Source organism: Streptomyces sp. NPDC007088 (genome assembly GCF_042869355.1).
Lineage (GTDB): Bacteria > Actinomycetota > Actinomycetes > Streptomycetales > Streptomycetaceae > Streptomyces.
Window position 1 is genome coordinate 346,565 of record NZ_JBIAFO010000006.1, and the last position, 16,452, is coordinate 363,016.

Below are 16,452 nucleotides of genomic sequence, written 5' to 3' on the forward strand. Positions count from 1 at the left end.
AGCGCGGCGAAAACGGCAAGAGACCGAAGAAGGCAGGGGCCACACGGTGGGGAGAAGGGGCGTTTCCCGATGACGGCACCGCCCATGGACGACACCCTCGTGCTTCTCGACGGGCTGCGGCTCGACACGGACACGGTCGTCCGCATCGCCGACGGGACAGCCCGTCCCGTCCTCGACCCGGACGCGCTCGCCCGGGTCGAGGACGCCGGCCGCCTCGCCCGCACCCTGACGGCGACCGGCCGGGTGTACGGCAGGACCACGGGCGTCGGAGCCAACCGCAGCGTGGGGGTGGCCCCCGGGCCGTCCGCCGGGCACGATCTGCGGCTGCTGCGCAGCCACGCCGGCGGGATCGGCGCCCCGCTCGACGCCCGCGAGGTGCGGGCGATGCTGGCCGTACGCGTCAATCAGGTGCTGGCCGCCGGCTCCGGGCTGCGGCCCGCCCTCGTACAGGCGCTCGCCGACGCCCTCGTCGCCGGTGTGCACCCCGTGGTCAACGAGTACGGGGCCGTCGGCACCGGCGATCTCACGGCGCTCGCCCAGACCGGCCTCGCCCTGATCGGCGAGCACCCCTGGCAGGGCGGCCCGGCACCCGCGCCGATGACTCTGGAACAGGGCGACGCGCTGGCCCTGATGAGCAGCAACGCCCTCACCCTCGGCCAGGCGGCGCTGGTCGGCCACGACCTCGACCGGCTCGTGCGGACCTCCCAGGTCGTCGCCGCGCTGTCGCTGGCCGCCGCCGAGGGCTCCCTGGAGGCGTACGCCGCCCCCGTCCACGCGGCCCGGCCGCACCCCGGTGTCGTACAGGCCGCCGCCGAGATACGACGCCAACTCGGCGCCCCCGAGCGGCCCGGCCGGCCCAGCGGCCTCATCCAGCACCCCTTCGGGTTCCGCTGCTTCCCGCAACTGCACGGCCCGGCGCTCGAAGCGGTGGTGTCCCTCCTGCGGGTGCTGTCAATCGACATCAACGCCGCCGCCGAGAATCCGCTGATCAGCGCGTCCGGGCCGGACCAAGGACCGGCCGCCTACCACCACGGCGGCTTCTTCGCGGCCCCGCTCGGCCTCGCGCTCGACCACCTGTGCCTCGCCGTCCTCGGCACCGCGCGGCTCTCCGCCGCCCGGCTCAGCGGCCTCGGCGATCCGGCGATCACCGGGCTCCCCCGCTTCCTCGCCGCCGACCCCGCCGCCGACTCCGGCACGATGATCCTTGAGTACAGCGCCAACTCGGCCCTCGCGGAACTGCGCGCGGCGGCCTCCGCGCCCGCGTCGAGCGGCCACGCCGTGCTCTCCCGGGGCGTCGAGGAGGCCGCGAGCTTCGCCTCGCAGGCCGTCCGCCAGACCCGCCGCGCGGCAGGGGCCTACCGGCTCGTCCTCGCCTGCGAACTCGTAGCGGCGGTCCGCGCCCTGCGGCTGCGCCCGGCCCCGCCCGATCCGGACCTCCCCGCCGGCCGTGCCTTCCGGCTCGCCGACGCCGCCCTGGACCCGGAGACGGCGGACCGGCCGCTGAGCGGCGACGTCGCGAGAGCCGCAGAGCTGCTGGACTCCCTTGAGGAGCTGTCACCCCCGGCGCCGGGCTTCTGCGTGTGAGGCGGAACCGCTGTCATCTCCTCGACTGACGGGCGCCGACAGGGCGGCCGCGTACCCTCTCTCTTCCTCTTCGCGACGGAAGAGGAGCGGTACCAACTGCCTTACCGGACAACCTCGTACAGAGCCCCACAGAAACGAAACAGGAGGGTCAGGAGTGACCGGGATCTGTAGCATGACGCTGTGACTGGTGCTCAGGCCCCCGGTCGTCTGCTGGCAGTCAGTGACCTGCACGCGGCCGTGGGGGAAAACAAGCAGCTCGTCGAGGACCTCCGCCCCGACGGGCCACAGGACTGGCTCGTCGTGGCAGGCGATGTGGCGGAGATCGCCTCGGACATCGAGAAGACCCTGGCCCTGCTGGCCGACCGCTTCGCCCAGGTGGTGTGGACGCCCGGGAACCACGAGTTGTGGACCCACCCCTCCGATCCGCTGACGCTGCGCGGAGAGGAGCGGTACCGGTATCTGGTGGAGATGTGCAGGGGCCTCGGCGTCCTCACCCCCGAGGACCCCTACCCGGTCTTCCGGGGCGAGGGCGGACCGTGCACCATCGCCCCGCTGTTCCTCCTCTACGACTACTCCTGGCTGCCGGACGGAGCGAGGTCCAAGGCCGACGGCCTCGCGGTGGCCGAGGCGACGGGCATTGCGTTCACCGACGAGTACCTCCTGCACCCCGACCCCTACGCCAGCCGGGAGGAGTGGTGCGCGGCCCGGGTCGCCGATACCGAACGCCGCCTCGCCGCGGTCGACCCCTCGCTCCCGCTCGTCCTGGTGAACCACTACCCGCTGGTACGGGAACCGACCCGCGTCCTGCACCACCCCCACCTGGCGATGTGGTGCGGCACCCGGCGCACGGAGGACTGGCACCGCCGCTTCCCCGTCTCCTGCGTCCTCTACGGCCACCTGCACATCCCGCGCCGTACCGTCCACGACGGCGTGCCCTTCCACGAGGTCTCCGTGGGCTACCCGCGGGAGTGGCGCCGGCACGGCCACCCCCGGGGGATTCTGCGCCGGATCGACCCCCGGAAGGACGCCCGGTGAACCAGCCGACCTCCACCCTCCTGACCTCGCTGCTGCCGCCGCAGGCCCGGAGCGCCGAGGCCTTCGAGGACACCCCCGGAGTCCTCCTCCACCCCGAGGAAGAGGCGGTGATAGCCAAGGCCGTGGACAAGCGCCGCCGCGAGTTCACGACCGTCCGGCACTGCGCCCGCCAGGCCCTCTCGGCGCTCGGCCGGCCGGCCGGGCCCCTGGTCCCCGGCCTCCGCGGCGCACCGGTGTGGCCCCGGGGCGTCGTCGGTTCCCTGACCCACTGCGAGGGATACCGTGCCTGTGCCGTCGCCCTCGGAGCCGAGGTCGTCTCCCTGGGTATCGACGCGGAGCCGCACGCACCCCTGCCCGAAGGGGTACTCGACGCGATAGCCCGGCCGCGCGAACAGCGGCAAGTGGCGCGGCTGGCAAGCCACTTCCCGGCTCGGGCCTGGGACCGCCTGCTGTTCAGCGCGAAGGAGTCCGTCTACAAGACGTGGTTCCCGCTCACCGGACAGCCCCTGGATTTCCAGGAGGCCGAGCTGGACCTCGACCCGGAGCGGCGCACCTTCCACGCCCGGCTCCTGTCGAGGGGACACGACCACGAGGGCCGGCTCCTGGAGACCTTCGAGGGCCGCTGGCGGATCGAGCGCGGACTGATCGTGACCGCCATAGCCCACCAGCCCTGACCGTGTCCGCCCGCCGGGCGCCGGGAGGCCCAACAGGGCCCCGTCCGGGGAGAACCAGGGGCGCCGCGGCCCGCCCCGGCTCGACGGGGGCAAAGTTCCCGCGCGCGGGCCCGTCCCGTGGACACCTTGATCATCGCGCGTTGATCCGCAAGGGTTGGCGCCTGTGCGCGTCCCCCGGCCGCGCGCGCCCGCCAGGCAACAGAAGGGACGTGACACATGGCTGACACGCAGGAACTGAGGCAACGCTGGATACGGGGGTTCCACCCCTCGCCGGACAGCGAGGTCACCCTGGTGTGCTTCCCGCACGCGGGCGGCTCGGCCAGCTACTTCCTGCCCCTGTCCGCCCGGCTCGCGCCCCGGGTCGAGGTGCTGGCGCTGCAGTACCCGGGCCGGCAGGATCGCAGGTCCGAGCCGGCGCTCACCAGCGTCGAAGCCCTGGTGCGGGAGATCTCCGGGGTCCTGCGGGACGAACCCGAACGCCCCCTGGTGTTCTTCGGCCACAGCATGGGCGGCACCCTCGCCTTCGAGACCGCCCGGCGGATGGAGCGCGAGCTCGACGGCCGGCTGCTCGGACTGATCGTCTCCGGCCGCCGGGCACCGGGCGCGGTCCGCCACGAGAGCGTGCACCTGCGGGACGACGCGGGCATCATCGCCGAAGTCCGCAAACTACAGGGCACCGCCTCCGCACTGCTGGACGACGAGGACGTCGTGCGGATGATCGTGCCCACTCTGCGCGCCGACTACGCGGTCGTGGAGAACTACGTCCACCGGCCGGGGCCGGCGCTGAACCTCCCCCTGCACGTCTACACCGGCGACGCCGACCCGCAGGTACGCGGGGACGAGGCCCGGGGGTGGGCCGAGCACACCCGCGCCGGCTTCAGGCTGCGGACCTTCCCCGGAGGGCACTTCTACCTGGCCGAACAGCAGGATCAGGTGATCGCCGCGCTCCGCGAGGACCTCGCGGCGTTCCGGGAGCGGTCCCGCACCGGCGCGAGCGCTCCCGGCACCGGCCGGGACTGATCCGCTCCGTCACACTCCGGGCCCCGCCGTGAGGCGGGGCCCGGAGGGGATCAGCCGCGGTGCGCTCCCGAGGACGGCGGGCCGCCGCCCTCGCCCCGCCGGGCGGACCGCTCCGGGCTCCGCTCACCGAAGCGCGCGGTCAGCTCCCGCTTCAGCACCTTCCCGCTGGGGCCCAGGGGGAAGGCGTCGACGAACTCGACGAGCCGCGGGTACTTGTGCCGGGCCATCCGCTCCCTGCTCCAGGCCACGATGTCCTCGGCGAGCCGCCTCCCCGGAAGGGTGCCGGCCCGTGTCCGCACCACGGCGCACACCTCCTCGCCGTACTTCTCGTCGGGGAGCCCGATCACGGCGACCTCGGCGATGGCCGGGTGCCGGGTCAGTACGTCCTCGACCTCTCGCGGATAGACGTTGTAGCCGCCTCGCAGCACCATGTCCTTCTTGCGGTCGACGAGGGTCAGGTAGCCCTCGGCGTCCTTCACCCCCAGATCGCCCGAGCGGAACCAGCCGTCGACCAGCACGGCCGCGGTGGCTTCGGGCCGGTTGAGGTACCCGGCCATCACGTTGTGGCCCCGCACGACGATCTCGCCCACCTCACCGGCCGGCAGCAGGTCGACGCGGTCCTCCACGTCGGCCGCGGCGATCTCCGCCTCGACGCCCCAGATGGGCCGCCCCACGGTCCCCGGCCGGGGCGGCCAGGCCTTCTGGTTGTACGCCACGACCGGCGAGGTCTCGGTGAGCCCGTACCCCTCGTAGATGGGACAGCCGAAGGCGGCCTCGAAGTCCTCCAGCACCTTGACCGGCAGCGCGGAACCGCCCGAGAAGGCACGGTCCAGGGGCGGGCGCCGGGCATCCCGCGCGGCGACGTCGAGCAGGGCGAGGTACATGGTCGGGACCCCCATGAACACCGTGCACCCCTCGGTGACCATGAGGTCGAGCGCCGCGGGCCCGTCGAACCGGTCCATCAGGACCAGGGTGCCGCCGGCCAGAAAACACGCGCTCATCCCGCAGGTCTGGCCGAAGGTGTGGAACAGCGGCAGACAGCCGAGCAGCACGTCCTGCGGGCCGAGGTCGAACGGTGAGCGCATGGTGGTGCTCACGTTCATCACCAGATTCAGGTGGGTGATCATCGCGCCCTTGGGCGTACCGGTGGTGCCCGAGGTGTAGAGCACCAGCGCCAGATCCCCGGGAGCGCGCGGCACCAGACCGTCGACGGGCCGCGCCCCCTCGGCGAGGGCGTCCAGACGTGGCGGACCGCTTTCCTCCCCGGCCATGACGGTGAGCAGCGGAACCCCGGCCACCTCCGCCGCCTTGGCGCCCTCCACCAGCATCGGGGCCGCGCACACCAGGGCCCTCGCCTCGGAGTCACGCAGTACGTGGACGATCTCGTCGGCGCGCAGCAGCCCGTGCACCGGGACCGCCACGGCTCCGAGCGCCAGCACACCGTAGTAGGCCATCGGGAAGTGCGGCGTGTTGGGCAGGAGCAGCGCGACGCGGTCACCGGGGCGTACCCCGTGCTCCCGCAGCACGGCCGCGTACCGCCGGGTGGCCTCCCAGAGTCCGGCGTACGTGATCCGCCGGGAGCCGAAGACGAGCGCCGGGTGGCCGGGGCGCCGCGCGGCGGACTCGGCGAGTACGGACGCCGCCGAGAGCGTCATGCCGTGCGGGCCCGCGAGGCGGCCAGCGCCTGCTTGTCCGGCTTGCCGGCTCCGGTGAGGGGCAGCGAGTCGTGGAACGTGACGAGGGCGGGCACGTGCTTGGGCGACAACTGTGCCGAGACGTGACCGACGAGTGCCGCGGAGTCGGCGGTGCCGCCCGGCCGCGGCACCACGGCCGCGTGTATGTGCTCCACCCGGTCGTCGTCCACCATGCAGTACACCGCTGCCTGGGCGATCTCCGGGTGGGACAGCAGCGCGTTCTCGACGTCCACGGGATAGACCTTGATCCCGTTGGTCTTCATCACCTCGCTCGTCCGGCCGTGCAGGCGCAGCAGCCCCTGCTCGTCGACGGAGCCGAGGTCGCCGGTGTGCACCCAGCCGTCACGGACGGTACGGGCGGTCAGTTCCGGGTCTCCCCAGTAGCCGAGCATGTTGAACGGGGAGCGGACGCAGACCTCGCCGATCTCACCGGGCGCGAGGTCGTGGTGGTCGTGCGGGTCGCGGATACGGACCTCGGCGGTCAGGCGGCCGACGGTCGCGCGCAGCCCGGGGTCGAAGTGGTCCGGCGGGATCAGCACGCTGATGCCGCTGGTCTCGGTGGTCCCGTAGAACTGCAGGAGCACCGGCCCGAAGACCTCGACCGCCTCGGCGAGCCGGGCCGGGGAGGCGGAGCAGCCGCCGTACGAGATGATCCTGATGCCGGACAGGTCGGTGGTGGAGATGTCCGGGTGGTCGACCAGCATGTACAGCTGCGGCGGGGTCAGGGTCAGTGCGGAGACCCGGTGGCGCCCCAGCGCCCGCAGCACCTCGCCCGGCTCGAACCCGTCGTGCAGGACGACCGTGCCACCGGAGGCGAGGGCGAGGTCGGCGCCCGAACCGTTGGAGTGGCTCACCGGCAGGGTCGACAGGTACACGATGGGTTCGGGTGACTGGAGTCCCGCCGCGAGATAGAGACTGCGGACGCGGTAGGGCAGGACGACCCCCTTGGGGGTGCCGCTCGTGCCGCTCGTGTAGAGCACCACGGCCGGCTGCTCGGGATCGGCTTCGACGGTGTCCAGATCGATGGCGTCCGGGTCCCCCGCCGACAGGTCCAGGACGTCGGGGGCGAGCGCCCCGAGCGCGGCGAGCCTCGGCGGGTCCGTCAGCCGGTCGCACAGCTCGCGGGCCGCGTCGAGGTTCTCCTTGTCGACCGCGAGGAAGGCGGCCCCGGTGCCGGCGAGGATCTCGTGGCGGGCGGCGGCGGCCAACTGATCGGTGGGATCGACCGCGTTGGTCGAGTGCAGGTGCACCACGGGCGCGCCGACGAGGTTGGCCGCGTAGCGGAGCACGATGGTGGCCGGGCTGTTGGTGACGGTCAGCACCGCCACAGTCGGCACCACGCCCTTTGTGAAGTGCCGGCGCAGGACTTCCGCCGCCGCGCGAACGGTCCTGGAGAACTGGCCGGCGGTGAGTTCCTCACCCTCCCGCCACAGGGCGATCCGGTCGGGATCGGCGGCCAGTGCCTCCAGGACCCGGCGGGCGTAATTCTCGTTCGCGGACACCGAAACTCCGTTTCGCCGGTTGCATTCTCCGGACCAGAGGATTGCATGATCACCACGGCCTGACAACAGCGGACGCCGCGTGATCACCGAGCGCACAATAAGCGGAAGTCGTTATTCCTACGGGACGAAAGCCCCTTCCGTGCACGTCGGTTGATCGCCGACGAGGAACGATGATATACAGTCGCTACTTCCCCGAGCCTCCTCGAATCGGCGACGGCGAACCGCGAATCCGCGCAGGATTTCGCTGGTGACGCTCGCGCGAAAGCGGCCGGAAAGACCCGCCGTCGCCCTGCGGCCTCACTCGGTTCCACGCAGTCTCCTGCAGTTGCTCGTGGCCTCAAACAGCCCAAAAGTGAAGCGAGTAGACGTGACGACCCAATACCTGGACCTTTTTTCGCGCCTCGTCGAAGGCTCTGACGGCGGAAAGAGGGAGTTCCTGGAGATCGGACGGCTCGCCGGGAAGTTCCCCGCGGCCAGCGTGAGCGCGAGCACGGACGCGGGCAGCATCAGCGTCTGGTGCAGCAACGACTACCTCGGCATGGGCCAGCACCCAGCGGTGCTGGAGGCGATGAAGACGGCCGTCGACAAGTACGGCGCGGGCTCCGGTGGTTCACGCAACATCGGCGGCACCAACCACTACCACGTACTGCTGGAGAAGGAGCTGGCGGCGCTGCACGGCAAGGACGACGCCCTGCTCTTCACCTCGGGCTACACCGCCAACGACGGCGCGCTGTCCGTCATCGCCGGCCGCATGGAGGGGTGTGTCGTCTTCTCCGACGCCCTCAACCACGCCTCCATCATCGACGGCCTGCGTCACAGCGGAGCCCAGAAGCGCATCTTCCGGCACAACGACACCGCCCACCTCGAAGAGCTCCTGGCGGCCGCGGACCCGGACGTCCCGAAGCTCGTCGTGGCCGAGTCGGTGTACTCGATGAACGGTGACGTCGCGCCGCTCGCCGAACTCGCCGACCTGGCGAAACGCTACGGGGCGATGACCTACCTCGACGAGGTGCACGCGGTGGGCATGTACGGGCCGGAAGGGGCCGGTATCGCCGCCCGGGAGGGCCTGGCCGAGGAGTTCACGGTCATCATGGGCACCCTGGCCAAGGGCTTCGGCACCACCGGTGGCTACATCGCGGGGCCCACCGAGGTGATCGAGGCCGTCCGCATGTTCGCCCGTTCGTTCATCTTCACCACCGCTCTGCCGCCGGCGGTCGCGGCAGGCGCCCTCGCCGCCGTACGGCATCTGCGCTCGGCTGAGGACGAACGCGAACGTCTGTGGGAAAGCGCGCAGTTGATGCACCAACTGCTGAAAGAGCGGCGCATACCCTTCATTTCGGACCTGACCCACATCGTCTCCGTCCTCGTACGGGACGAGGCGCTGTGCAAGCACATGTCCGCGCGCCTCCTCGACGGCTACGGGATCTACGTGCAGGCGATCAACGCGCCGAGTGTGCGGGTCGGCGAGGAGATCCTCCGGGTCGCCCCCGGTGCCGTGCACAGCGCCGGGGAGGTGCGGGGATTCGTCGACGCCCTGGACCGGGTGTGGGAGGAGTCGGGGGCCGTGCGGGTGCCCGAGGCCGCGCAGGTCTGATCCGCGGGCAGCGCAACTACCCGATGTGGCGCAGTAGTTGCGCATGCCTCGCAGGGCCGCGGAATATTTCCTTGACACGAGATCATGTACGGGGGTTGGATGAAATAACCGAACAGCTAAGCGACCTCCGAGCGGAGGGAGACGCTACGAGGGAGCTGGATCGACAATCACCGCAATGCGGTGTTGCTCTGCCCGACGGGGAGAGCGGGAACGGGGGTTCTGGGTGACGCTTGCGTATGTTCTCGACGGCGGCATGAATGACCAACCAGGAGCCGGTGCCGAGCTTTACGAGCTATTCCCGAGCGTGCAGCGCAGTTATGCGCGAATAGCCGAGTGGACCGGTATAGAGATCCCTCGCATATTCCACGAGCAGAGACAGCCGGGACAGGAACACCGCCAGGGAGTCGGCGCCATTCGTCAGGCGGCAGCCATTCTCGGGATCTCCGACGTACTCGCCGAGGAATACGGAATAGTCCCCGGCGCCACTTGCGGTCTCAGTTTCGGCGCACTGGTCGCGGCCTGTCTCGCGGGGGCCGTGGAACGCGAGGAACTCTTCACACTCCTGATGCGTCTGCGAGACGTTCCCGCCCCCGCCTCCAGCACTCCGCGCCAAGCCGTCGCCATGCTGAGAATTCCCTTCGACACCGATCCGGCGACCCTGGTCGCCGACGTCAGCGACGTCCACCTCTCGGCCGACCTCGGCCGTGTGGGTACGGGCAGCGAACGCATGGTCCTGCTGGGCGGATACCGGACCGCCCTGGACGAGTTCGGCGCGACTCTGCCACCTGGCGCCCTGCACGTCTCCGAGGAACACGGCGCGGCCTTCCACTCGCCGCTGCAACAACACGTCACGGACTTCCTCGAACCCGTCCTGGAGAGCATGACCTTCCGGGCTCCCCGGGTACCCGTCCACTCCTGCATGGAGCGCCGGACGCTCACCACGGCGGACGAGATCCGCGACCTGTTCCGCCGCAACCCGACCGACCCGGTGAGCGTGCCGCACATGATCGGCGGACTCGAGGACGCTGGCACCCAGCTCGGGCTGGTGCTCGGCCCCGCGGCCTTCGGCACCTTCCAGAACGCCGACTTCCCGGTGGTCCACGTGGAAAGCCCCGACCACGTCTTCGAGGCGATGACCGCGGTCTACGACTTCGGCATCGAACTGCCCACCGACGACGCGCTGGCGGGGTGACGTGATGACGGACGAGACCGCCCTCGTCGAGGGCTGGCTGGCCGAGGACATCGACGCGTGGACACGCCGCGTCGTGCGCCGCCACTTCGACCCCGACACGGGCAGCCCGTACTGGCTCAAACGAGCCGCCGACCTCGCGCTCGACCCGAGGGACATCACCCGGTACACCGACCTGACGGCCTTCGGCCCGATGCCGCTGGGCGAGCTGCGCACGCTCGACCCGGCCGAGCTCGTACCCCAGGCCGTGCCCCGCCCCCTGACCGGACGGGTCTGGGACTCCGGCGGCACCACCGGCAGCCCGTGCCGCGTCTACTACACCGAGCCGATGCTCGTGCAGCGCGCCGCCTGGCGGCGCTGGGTCCTCGAACGCGAAGGCTTCGAGCGGGGCCGCTGCTGGCTCCAGGCCACACCCACCGGCCCGCACCTCATCGGTCACGGCGCCGTGGACCTGGCCCAGCTCTACGACGGGCGCGTCTACGGCATCGACTTCGATCCGCGCTGGGTCAAGCGGCTCCTGCGCGGCGGCAGGCTGAAGGAGGCCCAGGAGTACACGGCCCATCTGGTCGACCAGATGTCCGCCGTGCTGGAAAGCCAGCCCGTCGACTACCTCGTCACCACTCCGGCGCTCCTACAGGCCCTCATCAAGGCCAGACCCGATCTGGTGGCGGCACTGCGCGGAGCCAGACTCAGCGGCACCCACGCCACCCCCGCCATGTGGCGCTCCTTCCGCAAGGCGCTCGGCGGTGGCCCGGTCGTCGTCACCTACGCCAACACCTTCGGCAACACCGTGGGCCTGCCCGTGGAGGCCGAGGGCGCCCTGATGCCCTACCTGCCCAACTACCCGCAGGTGACCATGGCCGTGGTCGACAAGGACGACTGGTCCGAGGTGGTGGCGTACGGTGAACACGGCCAGGTCCGGCTGACCGTCCTGCACGAGGACCTCTTCCTGCCGAACGCTCTCGAACGTGATCTCGCCGTGCGGTACGACACCGGCGAGGACTGGCCGTGCGACGGGGTCGCCAACGTCCGGCCCCTCCAGGTCGTACGAGCGGCTCCGGAGGGCATCTACTAAGCCGGCCCGGTCCGGAACACACGGCCCCGCGGGCCCGACGGCCGACGCCGGCGTCCAGCGGCCCCCTCACGGGCCCGCCGGTCGCCATCGTCTCCCGCCCACCACCACTCCACCCCCCCCTTCACGGGGCGCAACGGCGCGCCCCGCCACGGTGGAGTACGCCTCACAGGTCGGCGTCCGTCTCGCCCCTACGCCGACCGGGCACCGTGAGGTGCCCCCCCGTACGTCGGAAACACGCCATCATCACGCCTGGCGGAGCCGGGAGCGCGTCCTGTCGCGCCCGGCACCCCACGTCCTGGTCCCAGGGAGTCACGCTCATGAAGGGTTCCGAAGCCGCCTCCGCACCCATGGCGGACACCCCGATCGCAGTGGTCGGAGTCTCCTGCCGCCTCCCTGGGGCACCGGACCCCGCGGCCTTCCGGGACCTGCTCCGCAACGGCCTCGACGCCATCACCGAGGTGCCGGACGAGCGCTGGAACACGGACGACCCGCACATCGGGGACACCCCGGGACCGGGCACCGTCACCACCCGGCGCGGGGGCTTCCTCGAACAGAGGCAGGTGGACCACTTCGACGCCGGCTTCTTCGGCATCTCGCCCCGCGAGGCCGCCGCGATGGACCCGCAGCAGCGTCTCGTGCTGGAACTGGCCTGGGAGGCCCTGGAGGACTCGGGCATCGTCGCCGACCGGCTCCGCGGCAGCTCGGCGGGCGTCTACATCGGGGTGATCGCCGACGACTACGCCACCCTGCAACGCCGGCGCGGCCTTGAGGCCATCGACCGGCACAGTTTCACCGGACTGCACCGCAGCATCATCGCCAACCGCGTCTCCTACCACCTCGGACTGCGCGGCCCCAGCCTCACCCTGGACGCGGGCCAGGCCTCGTCCCTGGTGGCCGTGCACCTGGCCTGCGAGAGCCTGCGCCGGGGCGAGAGCACGCTCGCCGTCGCGGGTGGCGTCAACCTCGTACTGGCACCCGAGAGCACCGTCAGCGTCGCCAGGTTCGGTGGACTGTCCCCCGACGGCCTCAGCTACACCTTCGACGCGCGAGCCAACGGATACGTACGCGGGGAGGGCGGCGGCGCCGTCGTGCTGAAGCCCCTGCCGGCCGCCCTCGCCGACGGCGATCCCGTGTACTGCGTCATCCGCGGCAGCGCCGTCAACAACGACGGCGGAGGCGCCCACCTCACGTCGCCTCATCAGGCGGCGCAGGAGGAGGTCCTGCGGCACGCCTACCGGCAGGCCGGAGTGGACCCGGCCCAGGTCCAGTACGTCGAACTGCACGGAACGGGCACGAAGGCCGGCGATCCGGTGGAGGCCGCCGCACTCGGCGCGGTCCTCGGCTCGGCGCGGCGGCACACCGGCGCGCCCCTCCTGGTCGGCTCGGCCAAGACCAACGTCGGCCACCTGGAGGGGGCCGCGGGCATCGTCGGCCTCATCAAGACGGCCCTCGGCATGAAGCACGGCGAACTCTTCCCCAGCCTCAACCACCGGACCCCCCACCCCGACATCCCGCTGGACGCCCTGAACCTGCGGGTCCAGACCGACACCAGGCCCTGGACCCCCGACCCGGACACGAACGCACCGCTCACCGCCGGAGTCAGCGCCTTCGGCGTGGGCGGGACCAACTGCCACGTGGTCCTCTCCGGAGCACCTGCCCCGGTTGCCGACGCGGATGCCGGCACGGGGGCCGGTACGGGTTCCGAGGGGGTGTCCCCGCGGGCGGTGGCGTCGTCGGCGGTGGTTCCGTGGGTGGTGTCGGGCAAGTCCGAGGCGGCGTTGCGAGCGCAGGCCGACCGGTTGCGGTCGTTCGTGGGCGGCCGCGGGGAGCTCGGGGCCGAGGACGTGGCGTCCTCGCTGGTGACGACCCGTTCGGTCTTCGAGCATCGCGCGGTGGTGCTGGCGGGGGACCGCGAGGGACTGGTTGCCGGCCTCGGCGCGCTGGCTGAGGGCGGCGTATCGCAGGACGTGGTGCGGGGTGCCGCGGTCGGTGCGGACGGTCGTGTGGTGTTGGTGTTCCCGGGTCAGGGTTCGCAGTGGCTGGGTATGGCGGCGGGGTTGCTGGAGTCGTCGGCGGTGTTCGCCGGTCGGGTGGCGGAGTGCGGTGCGGCGTTGGCCCCGTTTGTGGACTGGTCGTTGACCGAGATCCTGCGGGGCGGTTCCCAGGACGAGGCGTGGCTGGGTGAAGTCGACGTGGTGCAGCCGGTGTTGTGGGCTGTGATGGTGTCGTTGGCCGAGGTGTGGCGGTCGGTGGGTGTCGTGCCGTCCGCCGTGGTCGGTCACTCGCAGGGGGAGATCGCGGCTGCTTGTGTGGCGGGTGCTCTGTCGTTGGAGGACGGGGCGCGGGTGGTGGCGTTGCGCAGTAAGGCGCTCAAGGTCCTGTCCGGTCGGGGTGGCATGGTGTCGGTCTCCCAGGGCGAGGACGTGATCGGTGATCTGCTCGCCCGGTGGGAGGGCCGGCTGTCGGTGGCGGCTGTGAACGGCCCTGGCATGGTGGTGGTCTCGGGTGACGCGGACGCGCTGGACGAGCTGCTGGCCGTCTGTGAGGCGGACGGGATCCGGGCGCGGCGCGTCGCGGTGGACTACGCCTCCCACTGCGCGCACGTGGAGGAGATCGAGGCGGTCCTGGCGCGGGAGTTGGCGGATGTCGCCCCGCGCACCGCCTCCGTGCCGTTCTACTCGACGGTGACCGGCGGAGTGCTGGACACGTCGGCTCTGGGTGCCGGCTACTGGTACCGCAATCTGCGGCAGACGGTGCGTTTCGCGGAGACGGTGGACGCGCTGCTGGATGACGGTTTCCGGCTGTTCGTGGAGTCCAGTGCCCACCCGGTGCTGACGATGGGGATCGAGCAGACCGCCGAAGCCCACGACACCGCAGTGACGGCGGTGGGTTCCCTGCGCCGGGGTGAGGGCGGCCTGGAGCGCTTCCTCACCTCGGCCGCTGAAGCCTTCGTCGGTGGCGCGACTGTCGACTGGGCCACCGTGTTCGAGGGGACGGGCGCACGCCGCGTCGAGCTGCCCACGTACGCCTTCCAGCGCGAGCGCTACTGGCTGGACACGGTGGCTGATACGCGGAAGCAGCAGAAGCCCGGACGTGAGCCGGTTGCCCTCTCCGCGCCCCCGTCGCGCACGATGGCTCCGCGTGACGAGACGGACCAGGCGGCCGCTCTCATGGAACTCGTTCGCGCGCAGGTCGCCGCCACGCTGGGCTACGACGGGCCGGACGCCGTCGACTCCGAGCGTACGTTCAAGGAACTCGGGTTCGACTCACTGGGCGCCGTCGAGTTCCGGAACCACCTGAACGTCACCTTGGGTTTGCGGCTCCAGACCACCCTGCTGTTCGACTACCCCACTCCGGCTGCCCTCGTGCGCCATCTGCGGACGGCGCTCTCCGGCGAGCAGCGCCCGGACGACGCCCCGGCGCCGGCCGTCATGCCGTCCGACGAGCCCATCGCGATCGTGGGCATGAGCTGCCGACTCCCGGGCGGCGTGCGGTCGCCGGAGGAGTTCTGGCAGCTCCTCGCCTCGGAGGGCGACGCGATCGGCGCGTTCCCGGCCGATCGCGGCTGGGACCTGACCGGCCTTTACTCACCGGAGCCCGGCAGGCCGGGCAGCACCTACGCCCGCGAGGGCGGATTCCTCTACGACGCAGCCGAGTTCGACCCCGCGTTCTTCGGTATCGCGCCGCGTGAGGCGCTGGCGATGGACCCGCAGCAGCGGCTGCTCCTGGAGACCTCCTGGGAGACTTTCGAGCGAGCCGGTATCGACCCCGCGTCGGTCCGGGGCAGCCGGACCGGCGTCTTCACCGGTGCGATGGCGCAGGATTACGGGCCGCGGATGCACGATGCCTCGGACGGGCTCCAGGGCTACCTCCTCACTGGCAGCAGCATCAGCGCCGCTTCGGGCCGTATCTCCTACACGTTCGGGTTCGAGGGTCCGGCGGTGACGGTGGACACGGCGTGTTCGTCCTCGCTGGTGGCGCTGCACCTGGCCGCCCAGTCGCTGCGGCAGGGCGAGTGCTCTCTCGCCCTGGCCGGTGGCGTGACAGTGATGGCCACACCCGGCATCTTCGTGGAGTTCAGCCGCCAGCAGGGCGTCGCGTCGGACGGACGCTGCAAGCCCTTCTCGGCTGCCGCGGACGGCACCGGCTGGGCTGAGGGTGCCGGGATGTTGTTGCTGGAGCGGTTGTCGGACGCGCGTCGCCATGGGCATCGGGTGCTGGCGGTGGTGCGGGGTTCGGCGGTCAATCAGGACGGTGCGAGTAATGGTCTGACGGCGCCGAATGGTCCGTCGCAGCAGCGGGTGATTCGGGCGGCGTTGGAGAGTGCGGGTCTTTCGGCGGCTGATGTGGACGCGGTCGAGGCGCATGGGACCGGGACGCGGTTGGGTGATCCGATCGAGGCGCAGGCGCTGCTGGCCACCTATGGGCAGGACCGTCCTGGGGACCGGCCTTTGTGGCTGGGGTCGGTGAAGTCGAACATTGGTCATACGCAGGCGGCGGCCGGGGTCGCCGGGATCATCAAGATGGTGCTGGCGATGCGGCATGGTGTGCTGCCGCGCACCCTGCACGTGGATGAGCCGTCTTCGCATGTGGACTGGTCCGAGGGTGCTGTCGAGTTGTTGACGGAGTCGGTGGCGTGGCCTGAGAGTGGTCGGCCTCGTCGGGCGGGTGTGTCGTCGTTCGGGATCAGTGGGACGAACGCGCATGTGGTGCTGGAGCAGGCGCCTGAGGTTCCTGACTCGGTGCAGGTGACGGAACGACCGGTTCCGGTGTCGTCGTTGTCGGTGGTGCCGTGGGTGGTGTCGGGTCGGTCCGGCGCGGCGTTGGAGGCGCAGGCGGATCGGCTGGCGTCTTTTGTGGCGGAGCGGCCGGGCTTGTCGCCGGTAAATGTGGCGTCGTCGTTGGTGTCGGGCCGGTCGGTGTTTGAGCATCGTGCTGTGGTGCTGGCGGGTGATGTGGCTGGTTTCGGGGCTGGGTTGTCCGCTGTGGGGGCGGGTGAGCCGGTTGCGGGTGTGGTGCGGGGGCAGGTGGCGTCGGGGAAGCTGGCGTTGTTGTTCTCGGGTCAGGGCAGTCAGCGGGTGGGGA

The 16,452-nt window shown here is 71.3% G+C and carries 10 protein-coding genes; 8 read left to right on the top strand and 2 right to left on the bottom strand.

The genetic code is table 11. The features are described from left to right. The first annotated feature begins 69 nt into the window (after positions 1–69). The 4 genes from ACFYMP_RS12870 to ACFYMP_RS12885 all read left to right on the top strand — a co-directional run bounded on the left by ACFYMP_RS12870 (position 70) and on the right by ACFYMP_RS12885 (position 4,313). Positions 70–1,584: an aromatic amino acid ammonia-lyase gene (locus ACFYMP_RS12870; RefSeq protein ID WP_388855109.1), complete on the top strand. Its 1,515-nt coding sequence runs from the start codon at positions 70–72 to the stop codon at positions 1,582–1,584. 180 nt (positions 1,585–1,764) lie between these two features. Continuing rightward, positions 1,765–2,619: a metallophosphoesterase family protein gene (locus ACFYMP_RS12875; RefSeq protein ID WP_388855112.1), complete on the top strand. Its 855-nt coding sequence runs from the start codon at positions 1,765–1,767 to the stop codon at positions 2,617–2,619. Further along, positions 2,616–3,293 carry a 4'-phosphopantetheinyl transferase gene (locus ACFYMP_RS12880; protein WP_388855115.1) on the top strand — a complete coding sequence of 226 codons (678 nt, stop codon included), beginning with the start codon at positions 2,616–2,618 and terminating at the stop codon, positions 3,291–3,293. Before ACFYMP_RS12875 ends, ACFYMP_RS12880 begins: the two co-directional genes overlap by 4 nt. Before the next feature lie 216 nt (positions 3,294–3,509). Further along, positions 3,510–4,313: a thioesterase II family protein gene (locus tag ACFYMP_RS12885; RefSeq protein WP_388855118.1), complete on the top strand. Its 804-nt coding sequence runs from the start codon at positions 3,510–3,512 to the stop codon at positions 4,311–4,313. A gap of 50 nt (positions 4,314–4,363) precedes the next feature. On the opposite strand, the gene ACFYMP_RS12890 is transcribed toward ACFYMP_RS12885, so the two are convergent. Continuing rightward, the gene (locus tag ACFYMP_RS12890) at positions 4,364–5,968 is read right to left on the bottom strand and encodes a long-chain fatty acid--CoA ligase (RefSeq protein WP_388855121.1); all 1,605 of its coding nucleotides are present in this window, start codon (positions 5,966–5,968) and stop codon (positions 4,364–4,366) included. After that, positions 5,965–7,509 carry a class I adenylate-forming enzyme family protein gene (locus ACFYMP_RS12895; RefSeq protein ID WP_388855124.1) on the bottom strand — a complete coding sequence of 515 codons (1,545 nt, stop codon included), beginning with the start codon at positions 7,507–7,509 and terminating at the stop codon, positions 5,965–5,967. The genes ACFYMP_RS12890 and ACFYMP_RS12895 overlap by 4 nt, the downstream gene beginning before the upstream one ends. Before the next feature lie 367 nt (positions 7,510–7,876). Here ACFYMP_RS12895 and hemA point away from each other — a divergent pair, with 367 nt between their 5' ends. The 4 genes from hemA to ACFYMP_RS12915 all read left to right on the top strand — a co-directional run. After that, a complete protein-coding gene (hemA, locus tag ACFYMP_RS12900; protein WP_388855127.1) occupies positions 7,877–9,103 on the top strand; it encodes a 5-aminolevulinate synthase in 1,227 nt (408 codons plus the stop codon). A 253-nt stretch (positions 9,104–9,356) separates the two neighbouring features. Continuing rightward, positions 9,357–10,295, top strand: a complete 939-nt coding sequence (locus ACFYMP_RS12905; RefSeq protein ID WP_388855130.1) for an ACP S-malonyltransferase — start codon at positions 9,357–9,359, stop codon at positions 10,293–10,295. Positions 10,296–10,299: 4 nt separating this feature from the next. Beyond that, on the top strand, positions 10,300–11,367 hold the full coding sequence (locus ACFYMP_RS12910) for an arylcarboxylate reductase (RefSeq protein ID WP_388855133.1): 1,068 nt from the start codon (positions 10,300–10,302) through the stop codon (positions 11,365–11,367). 317 nt (positions 11,368–11,684) lie between these two features. After that, on the top strand, positions 11,685–16,452 hold a 4,768-nt coding region (locus tag ACFYMP_RS12915; protein WP_388855136.1), incomplete at its 3' end, for a beta-ketoacyl synthase N-terminal-like domain-containing protein.